Annotated in this window: 18 protein-coding genes; 6 read left to right on the forward strand and 12 right to left on the reverse strand. The window is 72.7% G+C overall.

Annotation, left to right across the window (positions count from 1 at the left end):
• Nucleotides 1–57: 57 nt before the first annotated feature.
• Together ACLJOU_RS11875 and ACLJOU_RS11880 are read right to left on the reverse strand one after the other, a co-directional pair.
• Nucleotides 58–468, reverse strand: a complete 411-nt coding sequence (locus ACLJOU_RS11875; RefSeq protein ID WP_410566477.1) for a histone-like nucleoid-structuring protein Lsr2 — start codon at nt 466–468, stop codon at nt 58–60.
• 57 nt (nt 469–525) lie between these two features.
• Nucleotides 526–1,044 (reverse strand): hypothetical protein, encoded by a 519-nt coding sequence (locus ACLJOU_RS11880; RefSeq protein WP_410566721.1) that lies wholly within the window; start codon nt 1,042–1,044, stop codon nt 526–528.
• Between ACLJOU_RS11880 and ACLJOU_RS11885 the strand changes: the two genes are divergently transcribed.
• Nucleotides 934–1,365: a class I SAM-dependent methyltransferase gene (locus ACLJOU_RS11885; RefSeq protein ID WP_410566712.1), complete on the forward strand. Its 432-nt coding sequence runs from the start codon at nt 934–936 to the stop codon at nt 1,363–1,365. The two genes, ACLJOU_RS11880 and ACLJOU_RS11885, sit on opposite strands and share 111 nt — an antisense overlap.
• A gap of 189 nt (nt 1,366–1,554) precedes the next feature.
• Here ACLJOU_RS11885 and dinB read toward each other — a convergent pair whose 3' ends face one another.
• Complete coding sequence (dinB, locus tag ACLJOU_RS11890) at nt 1,555–2,745, reverse strand: DNA polymerase IV (RefSeq protein ID WP_410566480.1); 1,191 nt, start codon at nt 2,743–2,745, stop codon at nt 1,555–1,557.
• 155 nt (nt 2,746–2,900) lie between these two features.
• Between dinB and ACLJOU_RS11895 the strand changes: the two genes are divergently transcribed.
• Together ACLJOU_RS11895 and ACLJOU_RS11900 are read left to right on the forward strand one after the other, a co-directional pair.
• A complete protein-coding gene (locus ACLJOU_RS11895) occupies nt 2,901–3,323 on the forward strand; it encodes a hypothetical protein (protein ID WP_410566483.1) in 423 nt (140 codons plus the stop codon).
• Nucleotides 3,324–3,339: 16 nt separating this feature from the next.
• Nucleotides 3,340–3,852, forward strand: a complete 513-nt coding sequence (locus ACLJOU_RS11900) for a 2'-5' RNA ligase family protein (protein ID WP_410566486.1) — start codon at nt 3,340–3,342, stop codon at nt 3,850–3,852.
• Between the two features lie 181 nt (nt 3,853–4,033).
• Here the strand turns inward: ACLJOU_RS11900 and ACLJOU_RS11905 are convergent, their stop codons facing one another.
• The 4 genes from ACLJOU_RS11905 to ACLJOU_RS11920 form a co-directional block, all read right to left on the reverse strand.
• Complete coding sequence (locus ACLJOU_RS11905; RefSeq protein ID WP_410566489.1) at nt 4,034–5,221, reverse strand: MAB_1171c family putative transporter; 1,188 nt, start codon at nt 5,219–5,221, stop codon at nt 4,034–4,036.
• 9 nt (nt 5,222–5,230) lie between these two features.
• Nucleotides 5,231–5,674, reverse strand: coding sequence for a hypothetical protein (locus ACLJOU_RS11910; RefSeq protein ID WP_410566492.1), 444 nt, complete (start codon nt 5,672–5,674; stop codon nt 5,231–5,233).
• A gap of 169 nt (nt 5,675–5,843) precedes the next feature.
• The gene (locus ACLJOU_RS11915) at nt 5,844–6,278 is read right to left on the reverse strand and encodes an XRE family transcriptional regulator (protein WP_410566494.1); all 435 of its coding nucleotides are present in this window, start codon (nt 6,276–6,278) and stop codon (nt 5,844–5,846) included.
• Between the two features lie 654 nt (nt 6,279–6,932).
• Complete coding sequence (locus ACLJOU_RS11920) at nt 6,933–7,709, reverse strand: helix-turn-helix domain-containing protein (protein ID WP_410566497.1); 777 nt, start codon at nt 7,707–7,709, stop codon at nt 6,933–6,935.
• Nucleotides 7,710–7,816: 107 nt separating this feature from the next.
• Between ACLJOU_RS11920 and ACLJOU_RS11925 the strand changes: the two genes are divergently transcribed.
• A complete protein-coding gene (locus ACLJOU_RS11925) occupies nt 7,817–8,167 on the forward strand; it encodes a VOC family protein (RefSeq protein WP_410566500.1) in 351 nt (116 codons plus the stop codon).
• Between the two features lie 39 nt (nt 8,168–8,206).
• Here the strand turns inward: ACLJOU_RS11925 and ACLJOU_RS11930 are convergent, their stop codons facing one another.
• Nucleotides 8,207–10,339 carry a discoidin domain-containing protein gene (locus ACLJOU_RS11930; protein ID WP_410566503.1) on the reverse strand — a complete coding sequence of 711 codons (2,133 nt, stop codon included), beginning with the start codon at nt 10,337–10,339 and terminating at the stop codon, nt 8,207–8,209.
• A gap of 210 nt (nt 10,340–10,549) precedes the next feature.
• Between ACLJOU_RS11930 and ACLJOU_RS11935 the strand changes: the two genes are divergently transcribed.
• Both ACLJOU_RS11935 and ACLJOU_RS11940 read left to right on the forward strand, forming a co-directional pair.
• The gene (locus ACLJOU_RS11935) at nt 10,550–11,482 is read left to right on the forward strand and encodes a DUF1996 domain-containing protein (protein WP_410566505.1); all 933 of its coding nucleotides are present in this window, start codon (nt 10,550–10,552) and stop codon (nt 11,480–11,482) included.
• Entirely contained in the window at nt 11,479–12,072 is a 594-nt protein-coding gene (locus tag ACLJOU_RS11940) for a DUF305 domain-containing protein (RefSeq protein WP_410566507.1), read from the forward strand. The genes ACLJOU_RS11935 and ACLJOU_RS11940 overlap by 4 nt, the downstream gene beginning before the upstream one ends.
• Before the next feature lie 71 nt (nt 12,073–12,143).
• Here ACLJOU_RS11940 and ACLJOU_RS11945 read toward each other — a convergent pair whose 3' ends face one another.
• From ACLJOU_RS11945 to ACLJOU_RS11960, 4 genes are all read right to left on the reverse strand, one after another.
• Complete coding sequence (locus ACLJOU_RS11945; RefSeq protein ID WP_410566509.1) at nt 12,144–15,362, reverse strand: TIM-barrel domain-containing protein; 3,219 nt, start codon at nt 15,360–15,362, stop codon at nt 12,144–12,146.
• Nucleotides 15,363–15,490: 128 nt separating this feature from the next.
• Nucleotides 15,491–16,522 (reverse strand): LacI family DNA-binding transcriptional regulator, encoded by a 1,032-nt coding sequence (locus tag ACLJOU_RS11950; protein WP_410566511.1) that lies wholly within the window; start codon nt 16,520–16,522, stop codon nt 15,491–15,493.
• 38 nt (nt 16,523–16,560) lie between these two features.
• Nucleotides 16,561–17,922, reverse strand: coding sequence for a rhamnulokinase (locus tag ACLJOU_RS11955; protein ID WP_410566714.1), 1,362 nt, complete (start codon nt 17,920–17,922; stop codon nt 16,561–16,563).
• A gap of 44 nt (nt 17,923–17,966) precedes the next feature.
• Nucleotides 17,967–19,388 carry an arabinose isomerase gene (locus ACLJOU_RS11960; RefSeq protein ID WP_410566512.1) on the reverse strand — a complete coding sequence of 474 codons (1,422 nt, stop codon included), beginning with the start codon at nt 19,386–19,388 and terminating at the stop codon, nt 17,967–17,969.
• Nucleotides 19,389–19,396 lie beyond the last annotated feature (8 nt).

Genomic DNA, 19,396 nt, shown 5'->3' on the forward strand with positions numbered 1-19,396 from the left:
GGCACGTTCAAGCGGCCGGCCGGCGAAGCCGTGGCTCCGCCGGCAGCGGCACAGCTTTCAAGACTTCTTGCGGGTCGCTCGCTTGCGCGCCGGCTTGGCGTCGGCCGGTTCGGCCGCCGCGGCCTGGTCGGCTTCGAAGCCGGCGATGATCTCACTGGACAGACGACCACGCTCGGCGACCTCGTAGCCGTGCGCCTGCGCCCATTCGCGGATCTGCCGGTTGCGCTCGCGGTCGGTGCCGGAGCCGGACGGGCCGGACAGCGACTGGCCGGTCGCGAGGCGGACCTTGCGGCCGCCGATGCGCCGCGCGGCGGCGACGTAGCGCGCCAGTTCGTCCCGCAGCGCGGAGGCGTTCTCCTCGGACAGGTCGATCTCGTACGTCACCCCGTCGAGGCTGAAGGGGACGGTCTGCGAAGCCTCGCTGCCGTCGAGGTCGTCCACCATCTGGACCTGTACCCGTTGCGCCATGATTCGTCGTTCCTCATCTTCTCCAGAACACGGTCGGACAGACCCTAACCTGTCGAATCATGCCCGGCACGCGCGACACCCGGAAGCGTCCACAATGGCCGCTCGGGCGAGCGGCTCGCCCGACTCCAGGGTGACCGCAACCGAGCCGAAATGCTCGTCGCCTCGGCGCGGATTCAATTTTGTGATATGCTCGAAATCGAATCGGTACCGTGGCGCCATGAACCGCACCGGTTTTTCCGCTAAAGCTCCCGGCGTCAGCCACACGGCCTTCACGGCTGCCGCCGCACGAGCGGCAGATTTGCTGGTCGACGCGGAGCCGGCCATCTTCTCCGGCACCCTGCCGCGTGCTTGCTCGGCGATCGCGCCGTGGAACTGGTGGCGTACCACCGGCTCCACGGCGGGCACCCCGTGCTGGCCGGTGCCCGGGCCGAAGCGGTGTACCGGAGCCGGTTCACCGAAGCTCGCCTGCTTCGCCGCAATTCCGGTATAGACCAGTATCCGATTCCGGGTGCCGACCTGGATTCGTTCGCGTATCGGACCCCGCCCGGACGATTCCGCGTGTTCGAGGTCGACCACCCGGCGACCCAGGGGTCAAACGGGAACTGCCGGCCGCCGCGGGCGTCGCCGAACCGGCTTCGGTCACCTTCGTGCCGGTCGGCTTCGAAGCCGACCGGCCGTCCAAAGTGGACTGGACCCGGTTCGCCCCGTGTTCGTGAGCTGGCTCGGTGTCACGATGCGCCTGACCCGGGTGGCGATTGCCGTGACATTGCGGGATCTGGGCGGATTCGCGTCGGCATCGGAAATCGTCGCCGGTCACCTGCTGCCCCGGAAACTGCGGGACGCGGCCGGCACCGCCTACGCCGAAGCCGTCGGGCCGGCCGTCGCCGGGAAGGGTGAGCCGTGGCACACGTTCCTCTCCCCCGCCGCGCTTTCCGCGCTCCTGCGCGACGCGGGTTTCGAGGTCGTCGAACAGGCCGGGCAGCGACACGCATCGCCGCGGAACGCCGACAACGCACCGACGCACTGTGGCCCGCCGCGCTTTCGGCGCTGGCGCACGCACGCCTTGCGCACCGGCCCGGCTGATCGTCAGTCGGGCAGCATCGGCATTTCGAGGTCGTCCGGACGGCCGAGCAGCACCGCCCGGGTGACCGCGGCCTTCCCGAACCGGTCCCGCACGGCGTCCAGCGCGGTGTCGAGCTCGGACGCCCGCTGGGGCTCGAACGGCAGGGCCGGCTGGAAGGGGTTGTCGTCCGCCAGGTTGGACAGCGCCGCGCCCAGCAGGGTGATGCCGCGGTCGGCGATCAGCGGCAGCGCGGCGACGAGCAGTTCCCGCGCCGCGGCGAGCAGCACGCCGGTGCCGGCGGTCGGATCGGTCAGCGTGTGCGAGCGGGTGGCCCGCGAGAAATCGGCGAAGCGGAGGCGGATCGTCACGGTCCGGCAAACGCGGCGGGCGGCCCGCAACCGGCGGGCGATCCGGTCGATCAGCGCCACCAGCACGACGTCGAGTTCGGCCGGCGTCCGCCTGCCGCGCCCGAGGGCCCGCTGGGCCCCGATCGAGCGCCGCCGCCGCCCGACCTCGACGCGGCGGGGGTCCTCGTTGTGCGCCAGGTCGTGCAGGTGCGTCCCGGCGCCGCGGCCGAGCAGGCCGACGAGGTCGACGTGCTCGGACGCGGCCAGCTGGCCCACGGTGGTGATCCCGCGCGCCCGCAGCTTTTCGGCGGTGACCTTGCCGACGCCCCAGAGCGCCGAAACCGGCAGCGGGTGCAGGAACTCGAGCTCGCCGTCGTGCGGGACGACGAGCAGGCCGTCGGGCTTGGCGACGCGGCTGGCGACCTTCGCGAGGAACTTCGTGCGCGCCACCCCGACGGTGATCGGCAGCCCGGCGCGCTCGGCGACCGCCGCGCGCAGCCGTTCGGCGATCCGGCTCGGCCGCCCGCCGATCCTGGCCAGCCCGCCGACGTCCAAGAACGCTTCGTCGATCGAGATGCCTTCCACCCACGGTGTCGTGTCGTGGAAGACCTCGAAGACCGCCCGGCTGGCGGCCAGGTACGCCGACATCCGCGGCCGCACGACGACCGCGTCCGGGCACAGGCGCCGGGCCTGCGCGCCGCCCATCGCCGTGCGCACGCCGTGGGCCTTGGCCTCGTAACTCGCCGCGAGCACGACCCCGCCGCCAACGATCACCGGCCGCCCCTTGAGCGCCGGATCGTCGCGCTGCTCGACCGAGGCGTAGAACGAATCGAGGTCGGCGTGCAGGATTGGCCCCTCATCGGTCATAGAACATATGTTCGCATACCGGGGCGCCGAAGTCCGCCCGCCCGCCCGCCGCGGGTGACCCGCCGCCGGTCGAAAGTGCGCGTTTTTCCGGTTGTCGCCGCTCTGTCGCCCCGCTCACACTCGGGGCAACGAACAGCCCGACCACCGGGGGCGACATGACCGAGAAGTGCCGATGCGGCGACCACCACGCGTGGGCCGCGCCGAGCCCGCACGACCGACCCGCGGCACCACGGCAGCCGTTGCTGGCGGCGACCTTGGCGCGCGAAGACCGCGTCGAGGACGCTGGCGACCTGGACGCGACCGACCGCGTCACCTGCCGGACGCACCGCCGCTGGCTGCACGACTGCGTCGCCTCGCCGGTGCACACGAACCCGGCGATCGGGTACCGGTGGTGCCGCCGCTGCGACCACCAGGCGCTGGTGGCGGTGGACGAGCTGGCCGGCGAGGTGACCATCCGGTGCGGCCTGTGCGGGGCGATCCCCCGGAGCCGGGCCAACCTCGAGCTGGTGGAGCTGTGCCGGCGGAGCCTGGCACTGGCCCGCTCGGGGCGGTTCCCGGAGACCGCCGCCGCCGCCTGACTGCCATGATGCGGGGGTGCCCTCACCCGGAACCACCGCGCTGGTGATCCTGTTGCCCGCCGCCGAGCCGGTGCTGGCCGCGGCGCGGCGGGTCGATCCCGCTCTCGTCCGTCCCGGCTTGCCCGCTCACGTGACGGCGTTGTACCCCTTCCTGCCGGACGGCTCGCTGACCGACGAGGTCCTGGCGGAGGTCCGGGTTTTGGCGGCCGGTTTTCCGGCCCCGGAGGTTCGGCTGGCGGAGCTGGTGGTGACGCCCGGTTTCGTGGCGCTCGCGGCTCCGGCCCTGCAGCCGGTGGCCGACGCGGTCTGTGCGCGGTGGCCGGATGTTCTGCCATACGGGGGGCGGTTCGGGCCGCGGCCGGTCGCGCACCTGACGGTCGCGATGGGCGGGACGGAAGACACGCTCGAGCGCGTGGCCCGGGAGGTGCGGCCGCTGGTGCCGCTGACCGACCGCGCGACGGGGCTGCAGTTGGTGGCGCTCACCGACCACGGCTGGGAACTGCGGTCGGAGGCACCGTTCGGCGGGTGAGCGGTCGGTGGAGCGGATGCAGTTGTGTAGTCGCTGAACCTTCGGAGTCGATACGCCTTAGGTGCCGATACGCCTTCGGAGTGGCTACCGGGCTGGCGCGAGTTAAGCTCTGACCTCACTCAACTTCTGTAGTGACTACACCTTTGGTGCGACTGCAGGTATGGAGGGACTCAACCGTTGCTCAGGGGCCGGTGGCCTGGGCCGCCGTGGCGCCCTTCAGGTTCTGGTAGGCGCGGGCGATCGCGCGCAGCCGGGCCACATCGGCGGCGAACGGTTCCGCCGCCGCGGCGGACGGTCCCGCGGCAGGTCGTTCCGCGGCAGGCGATTGCGCCGCGACAGGCGGTTCCGCGGTAGGCGGTTCCGCGGTAGGCGGTTCCGCGGTAGGCGGTTCCGCGGTAGGTCCTTCCGTCTCGGCCGGCTCGTCCGGGAGGTCGCGGACCACTCTCGCCGCCGCCGGGGGCGCCAGGTCCGGCGTCACGCCCGCGAGGATCAGCCCGTCGTTGGTCTCGCTCATGGCCGTCAGGAGGCGCTCGCGGGGGGACGAACCCGCCGCGTCGATGCGGGCGATCTCCGGGAATCGCCGCGTCAGGTCGGCGCGCAGGGGCCGTAGCAAGCGGAGCGTCCGGGCGTCGCGGCGGGACGCCACCAAGCCCGGGACCGCCGGGATCGTCAGGCCCACCACGATCAGCAGCACCGACACCGCGGGGAAACCGACGTCGAGGGCGCACGGCACCGTCGAGAACGGCCCGCGGCACAACGTCTTCACCGGGTGGTCGGCCTGCAGCGCGTGGAGCGTGCCGACGACCTTCCCCGCCAGATAGGCGAGGGCGAACGCCGACGCCAGCAGCAACAGCGCCAGTCCCGCGCGCAACGCGCCGCCGCTCGCGCGGATCGTCACCGCCGCCACGATCCCGATGTCCAGGACCGCGAAACCGAGGTAGACCGTATACGTGAACACATAGATCACGAGCGTCGGGTGGGTGCGATACAGCTCGTCGAACACGCCGACCCCGCGGGGCAGCCCCGAGGTGCTGAAGAACGTCACCACCAGGATCGCCAGCGCCACGGCGAGCGCGACCAGCCGGGTGCGGCGGCCGCGGTCGCGGGTGCCGCTGATCTCCGCGACCGTCAGGCCGATGCCGTACGCCGCGACCATCGTCGCCAGGTTCGACAGCAACCGGCCGAGACTCGGGTAGAGCTCGCTCTCGAACTGCTGCGCCCGGTTGGCCAGGAAGCAGAACGCCGCGCCGAGCGCGATGAGGGAGACCGCCAGGCCCGCGCCCGCGCCGGTGCGGCGCGCGCGGACCGCCCGCCAGACCCCGGCGAACAGGGCGAAGAGGCCGACCCCGACGAAAAGTATGTCGATCACGGAACGCGACTATCCCAGGAGTGCCGCCAGCCGCCTAGCCTGATCCGCCGCACGGCCGGACGCGCCCGGCTGAACGGCGGGCGGCTCGCTCGTCGCCGCGCTCATCAGCAGGACGGCGATCAGTTCCGCCTCGTACTCGTCGGTGTCCGTCGTGACCCGGGTCAGCAGGTGCGACAACGTCCGCGGCGCCAGGTCCGGGGCGAGCTCGGCGGCCTCGGCGTCGGACATCAGGCAGGTGCCGGTGTGCGCGCACAGCATGTGGGCCAGCTCGTGCGCGATGATGTGGTCCTGGTGCAGCGCCGACGTGTGCTCGGTGTAGGCGATCAGGTCGTAGTCCGGGCGGGCCTGCCACGCGCCGGACGGCTGACCGGGCCGGTACGCGATCGGCACGAGGTCGATCTCGCGCCCGCGCCAGGCTTCGAGGCGCCGTCCACCCAGGCGTTCATCGACCACGGCCGCGGCAGCGGGACGGCGGCGAGCACCGTGCGCACGCGCTCGCGCGCGGAGTCGCGGAGGGCCGGCAGGCCGCGCTCGTCGATGGGTCCTCCCCGCTCACCGGGCGCCAGCCGGGTGCACCGGGGCGCGATCACGGACCAGGTCATCGTAGCCGAGCCGCCGGCGGTCACTCCGGTTTCCGCCGCCGGCCCGCCCGGTGGCGGGCGTCGTCGTAACTGCTGAGCTGGTCCAGCAGCGCCGTGACGGTTTCGCGGTCGCGCGGCGAGAGCCGCATCGCCCGCTGCGCCAGGCTGCGCGCCTCACTGTCCCGCCACGCGACCACGTCTTCGACCTGCCGATCGACCTGGCCGGCGACCTCGTCGTCGAAGAAGTAGGTGACCGGAACGCCGAAGAACTGGGCGAGCGCCTGGATGTGCGACCGCTTCGGGTCCTTGCGCGCGCCGACGGCGAGCTGCTGCACGTGGGTGGCCGACATCGTCACCCCGGTGTGTTCGGCCACGCCGTGCGCGATCTCGCGGTAGGAGTACGGCTTGCGGTCCGGCGGGTGCACGGTCGCGATCAGGTGCGCCAGCCGTTCGGCGAAACTGCGCTCTTCGCTCACCACACACACCTCCAGCCATGAAACGTGACAGCGGTCAGGGTAGCTGTTCCGAAAACTTGACACACCCTGTGCCGGAAAGACTACGATACGCCTGTCCGGTGTTTCGGAAACGTGACACCGGCCCGGGGTGGCGCAGCGGCCGCGGGTGAACTCACGTGGCCGCTGGGGGTGGCCACGCGCCCCACCCTCCCGCCGCGCCGCCCCGCCCGGCTTTTCCGCGACAGCAACGGTTTCCGCGCGCGACGCACGCACGGCGAACGCCCGGCATCCGCCGGGCCAGCAGCGCCCGCAGGCCTCGGCGCCGACGGTCGACCCGCGACCGGAATCATCCGCCGATCCGTACCGACGCCGCTCCCCGCCGCTCTCGCATGCGCCGCCCCTCGCCTCACCCGGCGGCCATCGCCTCGCCCGCCGCCCTCACCTCGCCCGCCGCCCTCGCGTCGCCCGCCGCCCCTCGCGTCGTCCGGCGGCCCTCGCCGCGCGGCCTTCACCTCGCCCGACGCCCTTCACCTCGCCCGCCGCCCCTCGCCTCGCCCGACGCCCTTCGCCTCGCCCGACGCCCTTCGCCTCGCCCGGCGGCCCGCCTGCTGCCCGCGGCCGCTCCGGGCGATCAGCCGGCTGGCTCACGCACCGCCCACTCCCCTCCCGGCCCGCTCACCGGATGAAGAACCTGCGCACCACCCCCGGCGGCACCCCGGCGTGCTCGCGCACCACGCGCGTCAGGTGAGCCTGGTCGGCGAAGCCGAGGTCCGCCGCCAAGCGGGCCAGGTCTCGCTCGCCCGCCTCCAGGCGCTCGAGGGCTCGGCTGACGCGGACCCGGTTGCGGTAGCGCGTCAGCGACACACCGACCTCCCTCGGGAACGCGCGGCTCAACCGGTACGGCGACACCCCCAGCGATTCCGCCAGGCCGAACAGCCCCGCCGCCGCCGGGTCGTCCGCCACCACCGCCTCGCGGGCCCGGGCCACCAGCGCGCGGTCGTCGCGCGCCCGCATCCGCACCGGCCGGGTGACCGCGGCCGACACCAGCACCAGCAACTGCTCCGCCAGCGCGTAGTCCGGATCCGGCGCCGACGCGACCACGCGCCGGTGCGCCAGCTCGAGTGCGCCGTCTACGTACACCGTCGTCCGCGTCGGCCGGTCGGCCGTGAGCCGGCGCCACAACGGCGCGCCGAACTCCACCGACGTGCAGACGTCTCCGCCCGCCGGATGCGCGAAACACTCTTCCTCCCCCGGCTCGGCGAGGTACGCCGCCGTCGGGTTCGCGTCGGCGACCTCACCCCGGACGCGCCGGCGGAACCGGCCCCGGCGCACGAGCACCATCCGGTGGCCGGACGGCACCTCCGCCGGCGACCAGCCGGTGTGGTCGTCGGTGCACCGGACCACGCTCACCGCGTACTCCGGGCGAGCCACGACCTCCACTGCTTCACGCACGAGATCCGACGCTACGCCGGGGGTACGACAGTTTCCGGCCCGCAAGGATCTTCAAGACCGCACCCGGCGAAGGCGGGCAGGCTGCCGCACGACGAAAGGAGCCATCCGTGCCCGCAGAACTCACCACCGTCGTCCTCGACTCCGCCGACCCGGCCGCGCTCGCCGCCTTCTACGCGAAGGCACTCGGCCGGGAAGTCACCTACGAAGACGAAGACACCGTCCAGCTCGGGGGCGGCCCGGTCGGCCTCGGCTTCCAGCGCGTCGCGGGCTACCGCGGCCCCGGCTGGCCGGACGCCGCCAAGCACGCCCACCTCGACTTCCGCGTCGGCGACCTCGCCGCCGCCGTCGAGGAGTTCGTGACGCTCGGTGCCACCAAGCCGGATTTCCAGCCCGGGGGAGGCGACTGGGTCGTCCTGCAGGACCCCGAAGGACACCTCTTCTGCCTCGCCGAGGGCTGACCTCGTGGTGGCCCCTCCGCGCCGGCGGGGCCACCACACTCATGAGCGGTACACGCCGAACTCGTACAGCGAATAGCCGTAGCCCGTGCCGCGCTGGGTGCCGTACACGCGCACGTACCGCCCCGTGGCCGAAACCGCGAGGTCGTCGGCGCCGCCGTCGCCCGACGTCGTCGTGTATACCGTGTGCCAGTTCGCCGCGTCGTCGCTGACCTGTATTTCGTAGGCCTTCCCGAACGCGGACTCCCACACCAGCTGGACGTGGTCGAACGCCTGGCTGCGGCCCAGGTCCACCTGCAGCCACTGCGGGTCCGCCCACGCGCTCGCCCACCGCGTCGCGCCGTTGCCGTCGGTGGCCGCCTGCGGTGGGTAGGGCGCGCCGGGACCGTCGGCCTGGTACGTCGACGCCGTCGTCGCGGCGCCGCGTGCGAGGTTCGTGCCCGGTACCGGCGGGGCGACCACGCGCAGCGAGCGCGTCTCGATCCCGACGTTCCCGTGGCCGTCGCGGGCGTAGAGGTAGAGCTTCCAGACGCCCAGCTGCTGCGGCGCGGTGACGGTGAAGGTTCCGCTGCCGGTGAACTGAGCCGGGATCAGGCCGGCCGCATTGTTGATGTACTTGCTGTTGTAGCCCATGGTATAGGTGATCGGGTCACCGTCCGGATCGGACACTCCGGCCGTCACCGTGAAGGTGCCGCCCGCCGGGACGTCGGTGACGCGGCTGAGGTCCATCGACGCGATCACCGGCGGCGTGTTCCCGCCCGTCTGTCCACTGTAGAGCTTGCGGACCGCGTACCACGAGAGCCGCTTCTCCCCGCCCGTGGTGATGTTGAACCAGACGCCGCCGAAGTCGCCTTCGGTGCCGTAGTGGAAGAGCGTGGCGCCGAGCGCCACGCCGGGGTGGGCCAGCACGCAGTTCCAGGCGTTGACGTACCCGTCGCGCTTCTGCTGGTCGGTCGGTTCGGCGGGTACGCCGTTGACGTCGTTCGGCACCTCCCATTCGCCGGCCGGGCCGGTTTCGGTGATGACGTACGGCTTCGTGTAGCCGCCCGCGAGCCAGTCCTGCTTCACCTGGCAGACGTGGGCGTAGGAGTTGACCGAGTAGAGGTCGAGGTTCGGTGCGTAAGCCTTGTAGTACGGCCAGGCGCCGGTCCAGGCGTCGGTCGAGGTGACCGGGTGGCCGGGATCGATGGCGTGGATCGCCTGCGCGGCCTGGTCGACGAACCGGGTGTAGGCGATGCGCTCCTGCTCCAGCTGAGTACCGGAGTAGCAGTTCTGCATGCCGAGGATCGACTCGTTGCCGACGTTCCACATGAGCACCCCGCGGTGCGTTCTGTAGGCCGTCACCCACTTCTGGATCTCGGCGAGCATCGTGTTCTTGTAGTTCGCGTCCGTCGTGTAGTCGACGCACCCGCCGCTGCCCGGGCCGCCGCCGGGTTGCAGCCAGAAGCCGCTGATGACCTTGATCCCGTTGGCCGCGGCCGCGTCGAGCAGCGGCTGGGTGGTGCCGTCGGTGCCCCAGGTGCGGACGGTGTTGACGCCGATCGCGTGCAGTTCCGGCATCCGCGCGGCCGCTTCCCCGACCGGCGGGCCCCAGGTGAGGCCCTTGACGGTCCACGGTATCCCGTCGACGGTGAGCTGCCAGTTCCCCTGCGTGCCGGTCACCCGGGTGACGCCCGGGCCGTCCTGGGCCGGCGTGCCGGGGGTGCCGCTGACCTGGAACTCCCACAGCGAATAGCCGTAGCCGCCGACGCGGTGGGTGCCGTAGAGGCGGACGTACCGGCCGTGGGCGGTCACGGCGAGGTTCTGGATCCCCCCGACCGCCGTCGACGTGCTGTATACAGTCTGCCAAGTGGTGGCGTTGTCCGAGACCTGGATTTCGTATGCAGTCGCGTAGGCGGCTTCCCAGTTCAAGGTGACCTGGGTGATGTCGGCGGACGCACCGAGGTCGACCTGAAGCCACTGCGGATCACTCCAGGCACTCGCCCAGCGGGTGCCGGAGTCGCCGTCGACGGCCGCCGACGCCGGCGTGCCCGCGCCTTCGCTGCTCGACGCGGTCGCGGGTCTGCCTTGGGAAAGCAGCGTGGCGGCGTGCGCCGGGGACGGGCCGGCGAGCAGGCCCAGCACGAGCAGGGCCACCAGCGCCGGAACGGCACGGAGGAGCGACGGTCGGTCCACGATGACTCCCGTACGACAGGGGAACGGCGATTGGAGAGCGCTCTCCAGCGCGACCGATGGTTCGGCACCCGCGCCCTCGTTGTCAAGGATCGCCCACGAACCCGACAAGGACTGTCCGGTGCCCGGACGGTGCTCCTTGACAGCGCGGCGGCAAGCTGCGCATGCTGTGGGAGAGCGCTCTCCCATTGGCACCCTCACCGTGGAGGACCCTTGGCAACGAAAGCCGCGCTCCTCGCCTGCACCGCCGCCACCGTGCTGGCAGGCGCCTTCCTGACCGCGGCCACCTGGTCGCCCGCCGGAGCCGACGACCTGGTGACCCACCACGAGTTCCAGGTCAACTGCTCCCCGAGCCACCACCAGCCGGACGACCCGATCGTTTTCCCCGGGCTGCCCGGCGCGTCCCACGACCACACGTTCCTCGGCAACAAGACGACGAACGCGGCCACGACCCTGCAGTCCCTGCAGGGCGCCGGGGTCGGCAACACGACCTGCCTGGCCCCGGACGACCTGTCCGCGTACTGGTTCCCGACCGTGTACAACGGAAACCAGGTGGTGCTGCCGAACTTCGCGCAGGTCGTCTACTACAAGTCCGGCATCCTCGACTACCCGAAGGTCGTCCCGTTCCCGCCCGGCCTGCGGTACGTCGCCGGGAGTGTCACGGCGACGCAGGACGAGTTCCAGCACGCGCCCGGCGCGATCGAGGGCTGGGAGTGCGGGGACAGTTTCCACAACTGGGACATCCCGGTGAACTGCGTGGCCGGCAGCCAGCTCAACATCCGCTACCAGGCGCCGAGCTGCTGGGACGGCGTCCACCTGGATTCGGCCGACCACAAGAGTCACATGGCGTATCCCGACCGGGCGACGCTGACGTGCCCGGCCGACCACCCGGTCGCCGTGCCGATGCTCGAGTTCAAGATGGCGTTCCCGGTGAGCGGCGACATGTCCGGCGTGCACCTGGCCAGCGGGCGCGGGTATTCCTGGCACTACGACTTCTTCAACGCGTGGGACCCGGAAACCCTGGCGGCGCTGGTGAAGCACTGCATCAACGGCGGCCTGCAGTGCGACCCGCGCGGGTTCGACCTGTACAAGCCGGACCGCGGCAGCGTGCTCGGCCCGAACTACCGGCTGCCCGGCCGTCCGTGAGACGGCAGGTGCTGGGGGCGGCGGTGGTGGCGCTGGTCATGGGCGGATGCGCCGCCACCGGCCCCGCCACCACCGGCCCTGCCACCACCGGCCCTGCCACCACCGGCTCTGCCGCCCCCGGCCCCACCGGCCCCGCCGCCACGACGGCCTTCAACCCGACGGACGTGGCGTGGCTGCAACTGGTGGTGCCGATGACGGAGAACGCGCTGGCGGCGGCCCGGCTGGCCCCGGACCACTCGGCGAGCGCCCGGGTCCGCTCGGCCGCCGCCGCCTTCGCGAGCTCGAACGAAAAGGTGCTGACCCGGCTGCGGGCCGCCCGCGACCGGGCCGGGCTGCCGGCGAGCGACGTCCACAGTGGACACCGTATGCCGGGCATGGTCACCCCGGCCGACCTGGTCGCGTTGCGCACCGACCACGGTGCCGAATTCGACCGGCGGCTCGTGGCGCTGCTGCGGGCGCACGCCGGGCAACTGGTCGTGCTGGCCCGGGGCGAACAGGCTTCCGGCGCGGATGCGGAGACCCGCGCGCTGTCGCGGGAGATCGGAACCGAAGCGACGCAGGAAGCCGAGGCACTCGCGCAGACGGCGTGAAGGCCGTCCCGGGGAAAGTGGCTTCCCCGGGGCGGCCTTCACGGCATTTCCGGCTCCGCCCGCCGGAGGTTTCAGTACGAGACCGTCACCGGCCCCCGCCCCGGGTGGGCCGGTGCCGTCACCGTCAGCGTGTTCGTCGCCGCGTCCCACTTCCACGCCGTCGACGGCGCCCAGCCGCTGCCCACCTTGACCCGGCTCGGGGCCGCCGGCACGCCGAGGAACTTCACCGTCCACTCCCGGGGGGCCGCCCGGAACGGCGACGGCGCCACGGTCACCGTGTGCGCCCCGAACTGCTCGCGGTAGGTGATCTTCGTCGACGTCGACCGCGCCGACGAAACACCGTTGTCCTCATACAGCGAGAACGTCCCCGAGCCACCCGGCGCCACCGTCAGCGTCACCCGGTCCAGCGGGTTCTGGACGTCGTTGGGCACGTCCGCCGTCCGGGTGGCCGTGATGCCGCCCGCCCGCAGGAAGACCGGCATCGTCCCGAGGTCGGACGTCACCTGCTGCGTCGTGCCGCCCGCGTAGGTCTTGCCGGAGAAGTAGTCCGTCCACTGCCCCGGCGGGAACCAGACCGACGTCGTCGCCGACGTGCCCGCGGATGTCACCGGCGCCACCAGCATGTCCGGCCCGTAGAAGTACTCGCTCTGGGCCGCCGCGTACGCGCCCGGCTCCTCGGGGTACTCCAGGTACGTCGGGCGCACCACCGGCACCCCCGTCGTCGCCGCTTCCTGCGCCAGCGTGTAGGTGTAGGGAACGAGGTTTTCCCGCAGGTTCAGGAACTTCGTCGCCGACGCCTTCGCCGCGTCGCCGTACTGCCAGGGCAGCCGGTCGCTGTGGTTGCTGTGCAGGCGGTCGATCGGCTGGAACGTGCCCAGCTGCACCCACCGCGCGTACAGGTCGTCCGGCAGCTTGGCCGTCTGCCGCTGCTGGCCGCCGGAGGTGTAGGTCTCGCTCCCCCGCAGGCCCGTCGTGTCGTTGTGGCCGCCGATGTCGTGGCTGATCGCCGACATGCCCGTTGCCGCCGACTCCGCCGGGGTGATGCCGACCTCCATCCGCAGCGTGCCCCACGTCGAGGACGTGTCGCCGGTGAAGTGCAACGTGCTGCGCTTGTCCGCCCACGGCCCGGTCGCCAGCCCGGTCGGGCCGCCGTAGCCGCCCGCCTGCAGCGAGCCGTACGCCCGCGAGATGACGAACCCGCGGCCGGTCGCGGGGGCCGCGAGGTCGGCGTACTGCTGGTTGATCCAGGCGTCCGGCGTGACGCCGGGCAGGCTCGAGCGCGAGGCGTCGCAGCACCAGTCGAGCCACCAGAAGTCGTTGCCCTGCTGCATCATCCCGGCGTGCAGGTCGAGGTAGGCCTTCAGCTGGTCCGGGTCACCCCAGTCGAAGACGTAGCAGTCGGTCCCGCAGCCGGACTTGACCAGCTTGCCCTTCGCCGTCGCCTGCGCGCGGGCGAACTGCGGGTCCGAGCCCATGATGCTGGGGTGGATGTTCAGGTTGTTGTGCAGCCCCTGGGCCTTCGACCAGGCGAAGAAGCCGGCCGGGTCGGGGAACTTCGTGGTGTCGAACTGCCAGCCGTTCCACGTGTCCGGCGCCTTGAAGTCGGTGTCGGTCACCAGGACGTCCAGCGGGACGCCTTCGCTGCGGAACCGCGGCAGGATCTTGTCGCGGTAGTCGGCCGCGGTGCGGTCGATGTACTCGGAGTACCAGACGCCGTAGGCCCAGCGCGGCAGCAGCTGCGGCGGCCCGGTCAGGGTGGCCAGGTCGCGCAGCCCGCCCTTGTAGTCGTGGCCGAACGCGAAGAGGTAGCCGTCCTGGTAGGGGCTCCCGCCGTGGGACGGCCGCTGCGTCACCGCGCGGGCCTGCGTGTCGTACAGCGCGGAGGGGGTGTCGTCGAGCAGGTACCAGCCGTCGGAGTGCAGCAGCCCTTCGGTGGTCGACGGCGCGCCGTTGTCGCCGTTGACGCCGTCGAGGCCGCGCCGGTAGCCGCCGAGCGCGAGGTGCGGCGGCGGGGCCGTGCCGCCGGACGGCGTGACCGCGACGGTGTCGATGTTGACGTGGCAGCTGGTGTCCTCGGGGCAGCCGAGGACGACGTCGTTCGTGCCCGCCTTCAGGTCCACCGGCACGGACGCGCTCTGCCACGCGTCCCAGCCGTCGGTGGCCGGCAGGCTCAGGGTGCGGGTGACGCCGTTCGCGGCGACGGACGCGGTCCGCGTCTCGTGCCTCCCGTCGCCGCCGGTGCCGTTGGCGTAGCGGACGTGCAGCAGGTAGGTGCCGTCGGCCGGGACGTCCGAGACGCGGTGGGTCAGCGTCGAGCCGCGGTTGAGCTCGGCGACGAACCCGCGTCCGGCGTACCCGGTGTGGTCGGTCGCCACGACCGCGGACCCCGAGCGCAGACCGGCTTCGGCCTCGCAGCTCACCCCGGCCGGGCAGCCGCTGAACGCGCGGGCCGACGCCGGCGGGAAGGCCGCGCCGGGGGTCAGGACGGCCAGGCCGTCGAGGTTGACGTTGCCGGAGTCGCCGGCGGCCCGTTCGAGGCGGACGCTGTGGTGGCCGGCGCCGAGGGTGACCGGGACCGAGGCCAGCGCCCAGTCGTTCCAGTCGGCCGTCGCGGGCAGGGTGAGCTTCTGCGCCGCGCCGCCGTCGACGGAGACGCTGAGGGTGCGGGTGACGTGCTGGCCGTCGCCGCCTTGGCCGTTGGCGTAGCGGGCGGTCAGCGAGTACGTCCCCGCGGCCGGCGCGAGGACGTCCAGCGTCACCGAGTTGCCGGTGCTCTCGAACCCGGCCAGGAAGCCTTCGCCGGTGTAGCCGGAGTGGTCGGTCGCGACGCCAAGCCCGTCGCTGGTGAGGTCTTCGGCCTCGCACCGCGCGGCGACGGCGCAGGTGAGGTGGTGCCAGGGGGCCGCGAGCACCGGGGTCGCTCCGGCGTTCGTGCGGATCTCGAGGTTGCCGCCGTCGAAGGGGCCGGAGTTCAGCCGGTAGGTCAGGGTGGTCGCGCTCGTCTTGATCGTGAGGACGCCGCCGGAGACCGTGCTGGTGTAGGCGGTCGGCGTGAAGGCGCCCCGGCCCACGGCGTTGAAGGTGGCGGCGTCGGTGAACCGGCCGTCGCCGGCGTACTCGGTCCGGATCAGGGTCGGCGACAGCACCTGGAAGCGGGCGTTGCCGGCGGTGACGGTCTGGCGGACCGGCGTGGCCACGGCGGGCGTCGCGACGGTCACCGCCGCGACGGCGCTCCCGGCGGCGGCGAGCGCGCAGACCCGCCGGATGGTTCTCGCTGTTCTGCTCCGCACGGCGGAACTCCGTTCCGGTGAAGGGGACTCGGCGGCGTTACAACGTTGGAAATCTGAGCACAACGCCTCGGCCGATGTCCAGACCACTGCGCGGAACTTGTCCCGGACAGATCAGCGGCCGGTCCGGCTCAGGCCGAGTCGCGGACCACGAGTTCCGGGTCGAAGATGACCGACTCCGCGCGCAGGCCCGGGTCGGCCATGCGGGCGAGCACCATGCGGGCCATCGCCGCGCCCATCTCCTCGACCGGCTGGCGGACCGTCGTCAGGCGGGGCCGGCAGCTGAGCGCGACCCGGCTGTCGTCGAAGCCGATCACCGCCACGTCGTCCGGGACGCGGCGGCCCGCTTCGCGCAACACGGTCAGCGCGCCGTACGCCATCAGGTCGTTGGCCACGAAGAGCCCGTCCAGCTCCGGTTCCTCGGCGAGCAGGAGCGCCATGGCCCGCTCCCCGCCGTGTTCGGTGAAGTCGCCCTCGGCGACCGCGACGTACGCGTGGCCGTGGCGGGCCATCGCGTCGCGAAAACCGGCCAGCCTGTCCTGCCCCGCCGGGGTGCCCGCCGGGCCCGCGATGGTGGCCACCCGGTGGCACCCGCGCGCGACGAGCCGTTCCGCCGCCAGCCGGGCGCCGTCCTGGTGGGCGACGTCGACGTAGCACACCGGCGCCGGGCGGCCCGGCCGCGCGAACAGCGCGGTGGGGACGCCCGCGCCCGTCAACATCCGCGGCAGCGGGTCCTCCGCCGGGTGCAGCGAGATCAGCAGCACCCCGCTCACCTGCTCCTGGCGCAGCTTCGGCACCAGCTTTTCGCGCTCTTCGTCGCTGTCGACGAGCATCAGCAGCGGGTGCAGCCCCTGCGGCCGCAGGTGCGCGACCACCCCTTCGACGACCCGGCCGAAGAACGGGTCGCCGAACACGCCACCGGTGAACGCCTCGACGTGCCGCTGGGGTTCGGACACGACCAGCGCGATCCCGCCGGTCCGCCGGGTGACGAGCGAGCGGGCCGCCCGGTTCGGGACGTACCCCGTGTCGGCGATCGCGCGTTCGACCGTCTCACGCAGCTTCGGGTCGACGTTGCGCACGCTGTTCACCACGCGGGACACCGTGGCGCGCGAGACGCCGGCGACCCGCGCGACGTCCTCCAGGGTGGGCGGCTGCGTCGTCACCAGTCCTTTCTAGCACGCTGTGAGAGCGCTCTCCCACTTCAGCCGCGCAGCTCAGCCTCCGCGGTGGCCCAGTCCGCGCGGCCCGACGGCTCGTAACGGCGGATCCCCTGCGTCTCGCGCACCAGCGCCCGCATCGCGGCCAGGTCCGGCAGGTCCTCGCCCAAGGCGCGGGCCTGGACCAGCACGTTGCCCAGCGCCGCCGCTTCGACCGGGCCCGCCAGGACCGGGACCCCGCACGCGTCCGCCGTCGACTGGCAGAGCAGTTCGTTGCGGGCGCCGCCGCCCACCAGGTGGATCACGTCGACCGGGCGGCCGGTCAGGCGGGCGGCCTCGTGGATCGTGCGGCGGTGGGCCAGCGCCAGGCTGTCCACGATGCAGCGGACCACCGCCGCCCGGCCGGACGGGGGACGCCGCCCGCCCGCCCGGCAGGCCGCCTCGATGCGGGACGGCATGTCCCCCGGGGGCAGGAACGCCGGGGCGTCGATGTCCACCACCGCCGCCAGCGCCGGTTCCGCGGCCGCCGCCTTCAGCAGCGCCGGGAGTTCCTCCGGGCACGACCACGTCCGCAGCGTCTCCGACAGCACCCACAGGCCCATCACGTTGCGCAGGAACCGGATGGTCCCGTCGACGCCGCCCTCGTTCGTGAAGTTCGCCGCCAGCGCCGCGTCGCTCAGTTCCGGCGCGGGCAGCTCCAGACCGGCCAGTGACCACGTGCCCGACGAGATGTAGGCGAAGTTCGTGCCGGGCGACGCCGGGACCGCGACCACCGCCGACGCCGTGTCGTGCGAGCCCACCGCCACCACCGGGACGCCGCCGAGCTCGCCGGCGGTGCCCACCACCGTCCCGGGGTCGCGCAGCGGCGGCAGCAGCCGGGGCGGGATACCGACCTTCGACGCCAGCGCGGCCGCCCACGTCCGGGCCCGGACGTCGTACAGCTGGGTGGTCGACGCGTTCGTCCGCTCGGCGCCGATCGCGCCCGTCAGCCAGTAGTTCAGCAGGTCCGGGATGAGCAGCATCGTCGACGCCGACCGGAGGCGGTCGCCTTCCGAGAGCAGCTGGTAGAGCGTGTTGAACGGCAGCTGCTGCAAGCCGGTCACGTCGTAGAGTTCCCGCGCGGAGACGACCGCGGTCACCGACGCAGGTACCCCGTCCGTGCGCGGGTCGCGGTAGTGGACCGGGTTGCCGAGCAGCGCGCCGCGGTCGTCCAGGAGCCCGTAGTCGACGGCCCAGGAGTCGATGCCGACGCCGTCGAGCCGGCCGGCTTCGCGGATCCCGGCCAGGGTTTCGCGGTAGAGGCCCAGGATGTCCCAGCACAGCACCGGCCCCGCCTGCACCCCGCCGTTGGCGAACCGCCGTACCTCCGCAACCGCCAGCACCGACGAGCCGACGGTCCCGGCCATCACCCGGCCGCTGGACGCGCCGAGGTCGACGGCCGCGACTCGTTTCACGGGCGCACCGCCGTCAGCTCCAGGCCGAGCAGGTCCGCCACCGCCGTCAGCTCGGCGACGCGGTGGCCGGTGCCCAGGGCCCAGTGGTGGGCGATGCCGCTGGCCGACCAGGCGTCGGTCCACTCGCCCGGGTCGCAGCCGAAGTCGACGCGGGAGGTCGTGTTGCCGATCCGCAGCAGCGGCCCGGGCACGACCGTGCCTTCTGCCGCGATGAGCGTGAACGTCCCGTCGCGGCGCTGGCCGAGCCCGCACAGCGTCACCGGGCCGTGCTTGACGTCGAACTCGACCGACACGCCCCAACCGCGCTTGCCGTGGTAGACGCCGAGGCCGCGCAGCAACGGCTTGCGGGCGCTGATGCCGAGGTGCGCCGGGCCGTCGTGGCCCATCTCGACCACCCGGTCGCGGAAGTTCAGCGCCTGCAGCTCGGTGAACGAGCCACCCGCGCCGAGGCGGTCCATGACCAGCATGGCCAGCGACGTCCGCAGCTCGTACTCGCCGACCGCGGGGATGCCGCGGGCGGTGAGCAGGGACGCGCCGAGGATGAACCCGGCGCCGACGCGTTCGTGCGTCTCGCCGTCGAGGCCGCGGTGGTAGTAGGCCAGCGAGTCGAGCGCGAAGTCGTCGACCAGCCGGTCGAGGGCCACCGAAACCCGCGCGCCCCAAGCGAAGTCTTCGTCCACCACGGACTCGTCCACAGTGAACACATCGCGGGCCAGCGCGACCCGGGCGGCGGTTTCGTCGTCGGTCACCTTCTCCACCCGGACCCGCAGGTCGTCGACCTCCAGGATCTCGACGTGCCCGCCCAGCTGGGCCGAGACCAGTGTCGGGTCGGTGGAGACGTCCATCATGCCCGGGTAGAGGTGCCCGAGGAGACCGTGCCGGCCGTGCCGCAGCGCCGCCCGCACCCCGGCCGCCTTGATCCACCGCTCGATCCGCGCCCACGCCCGCGGGTCCTCGAGGTACCCGGACACCGAGCGGAACTCGACGCCGAGGCGGCGGAAACTGTGGGCCATCTCCGGCAGCGGGCAGGCGCCGCAGTAGGCCAGCCAGGCGCCGGTGTCGAAGGATTCGTGGTCCATCGCCTCGGTGGGCTGCAGGTTGAGCAGCAGCACCGGCGCGCCCGAGCGCTGCGCGACCGGGGCCAGCATGCTCGACGTCAGGTACGTCGTGAGGAAGCCGACGATCAGGTCGCACCCGGCCACGCGCAGCTTCTCCGCCGCGGCCGCGCCCTCGTGGGCGTCCGAGACGAACCCGGCGTCGATCACCTCGCAGTCCAGTTCGGACAGTCGCGAGGCGACGCGCCGCGCGGAGGCCGCCAGCTGGGGCAGCAACGCCGGGAACTGCGGCCAGTACGCGCCGAGCCCGCCGGAGACGAGGCCGACGCGGGTGCGGCGCGGGGTGATCCGGTCGAGCGTCATGGCTTCTC

This window comes from Amycolatopsis sp. cmx-4-61 (genome assembly GCF_046548775.1).
In the GTDB taxonomy this organism is placed as follows: domain Bacteria; phylum Actinomycetota; class Actinomycetes; order Mycobacteriales; family Pseudonocardiaceae; genus Amycolatopsis.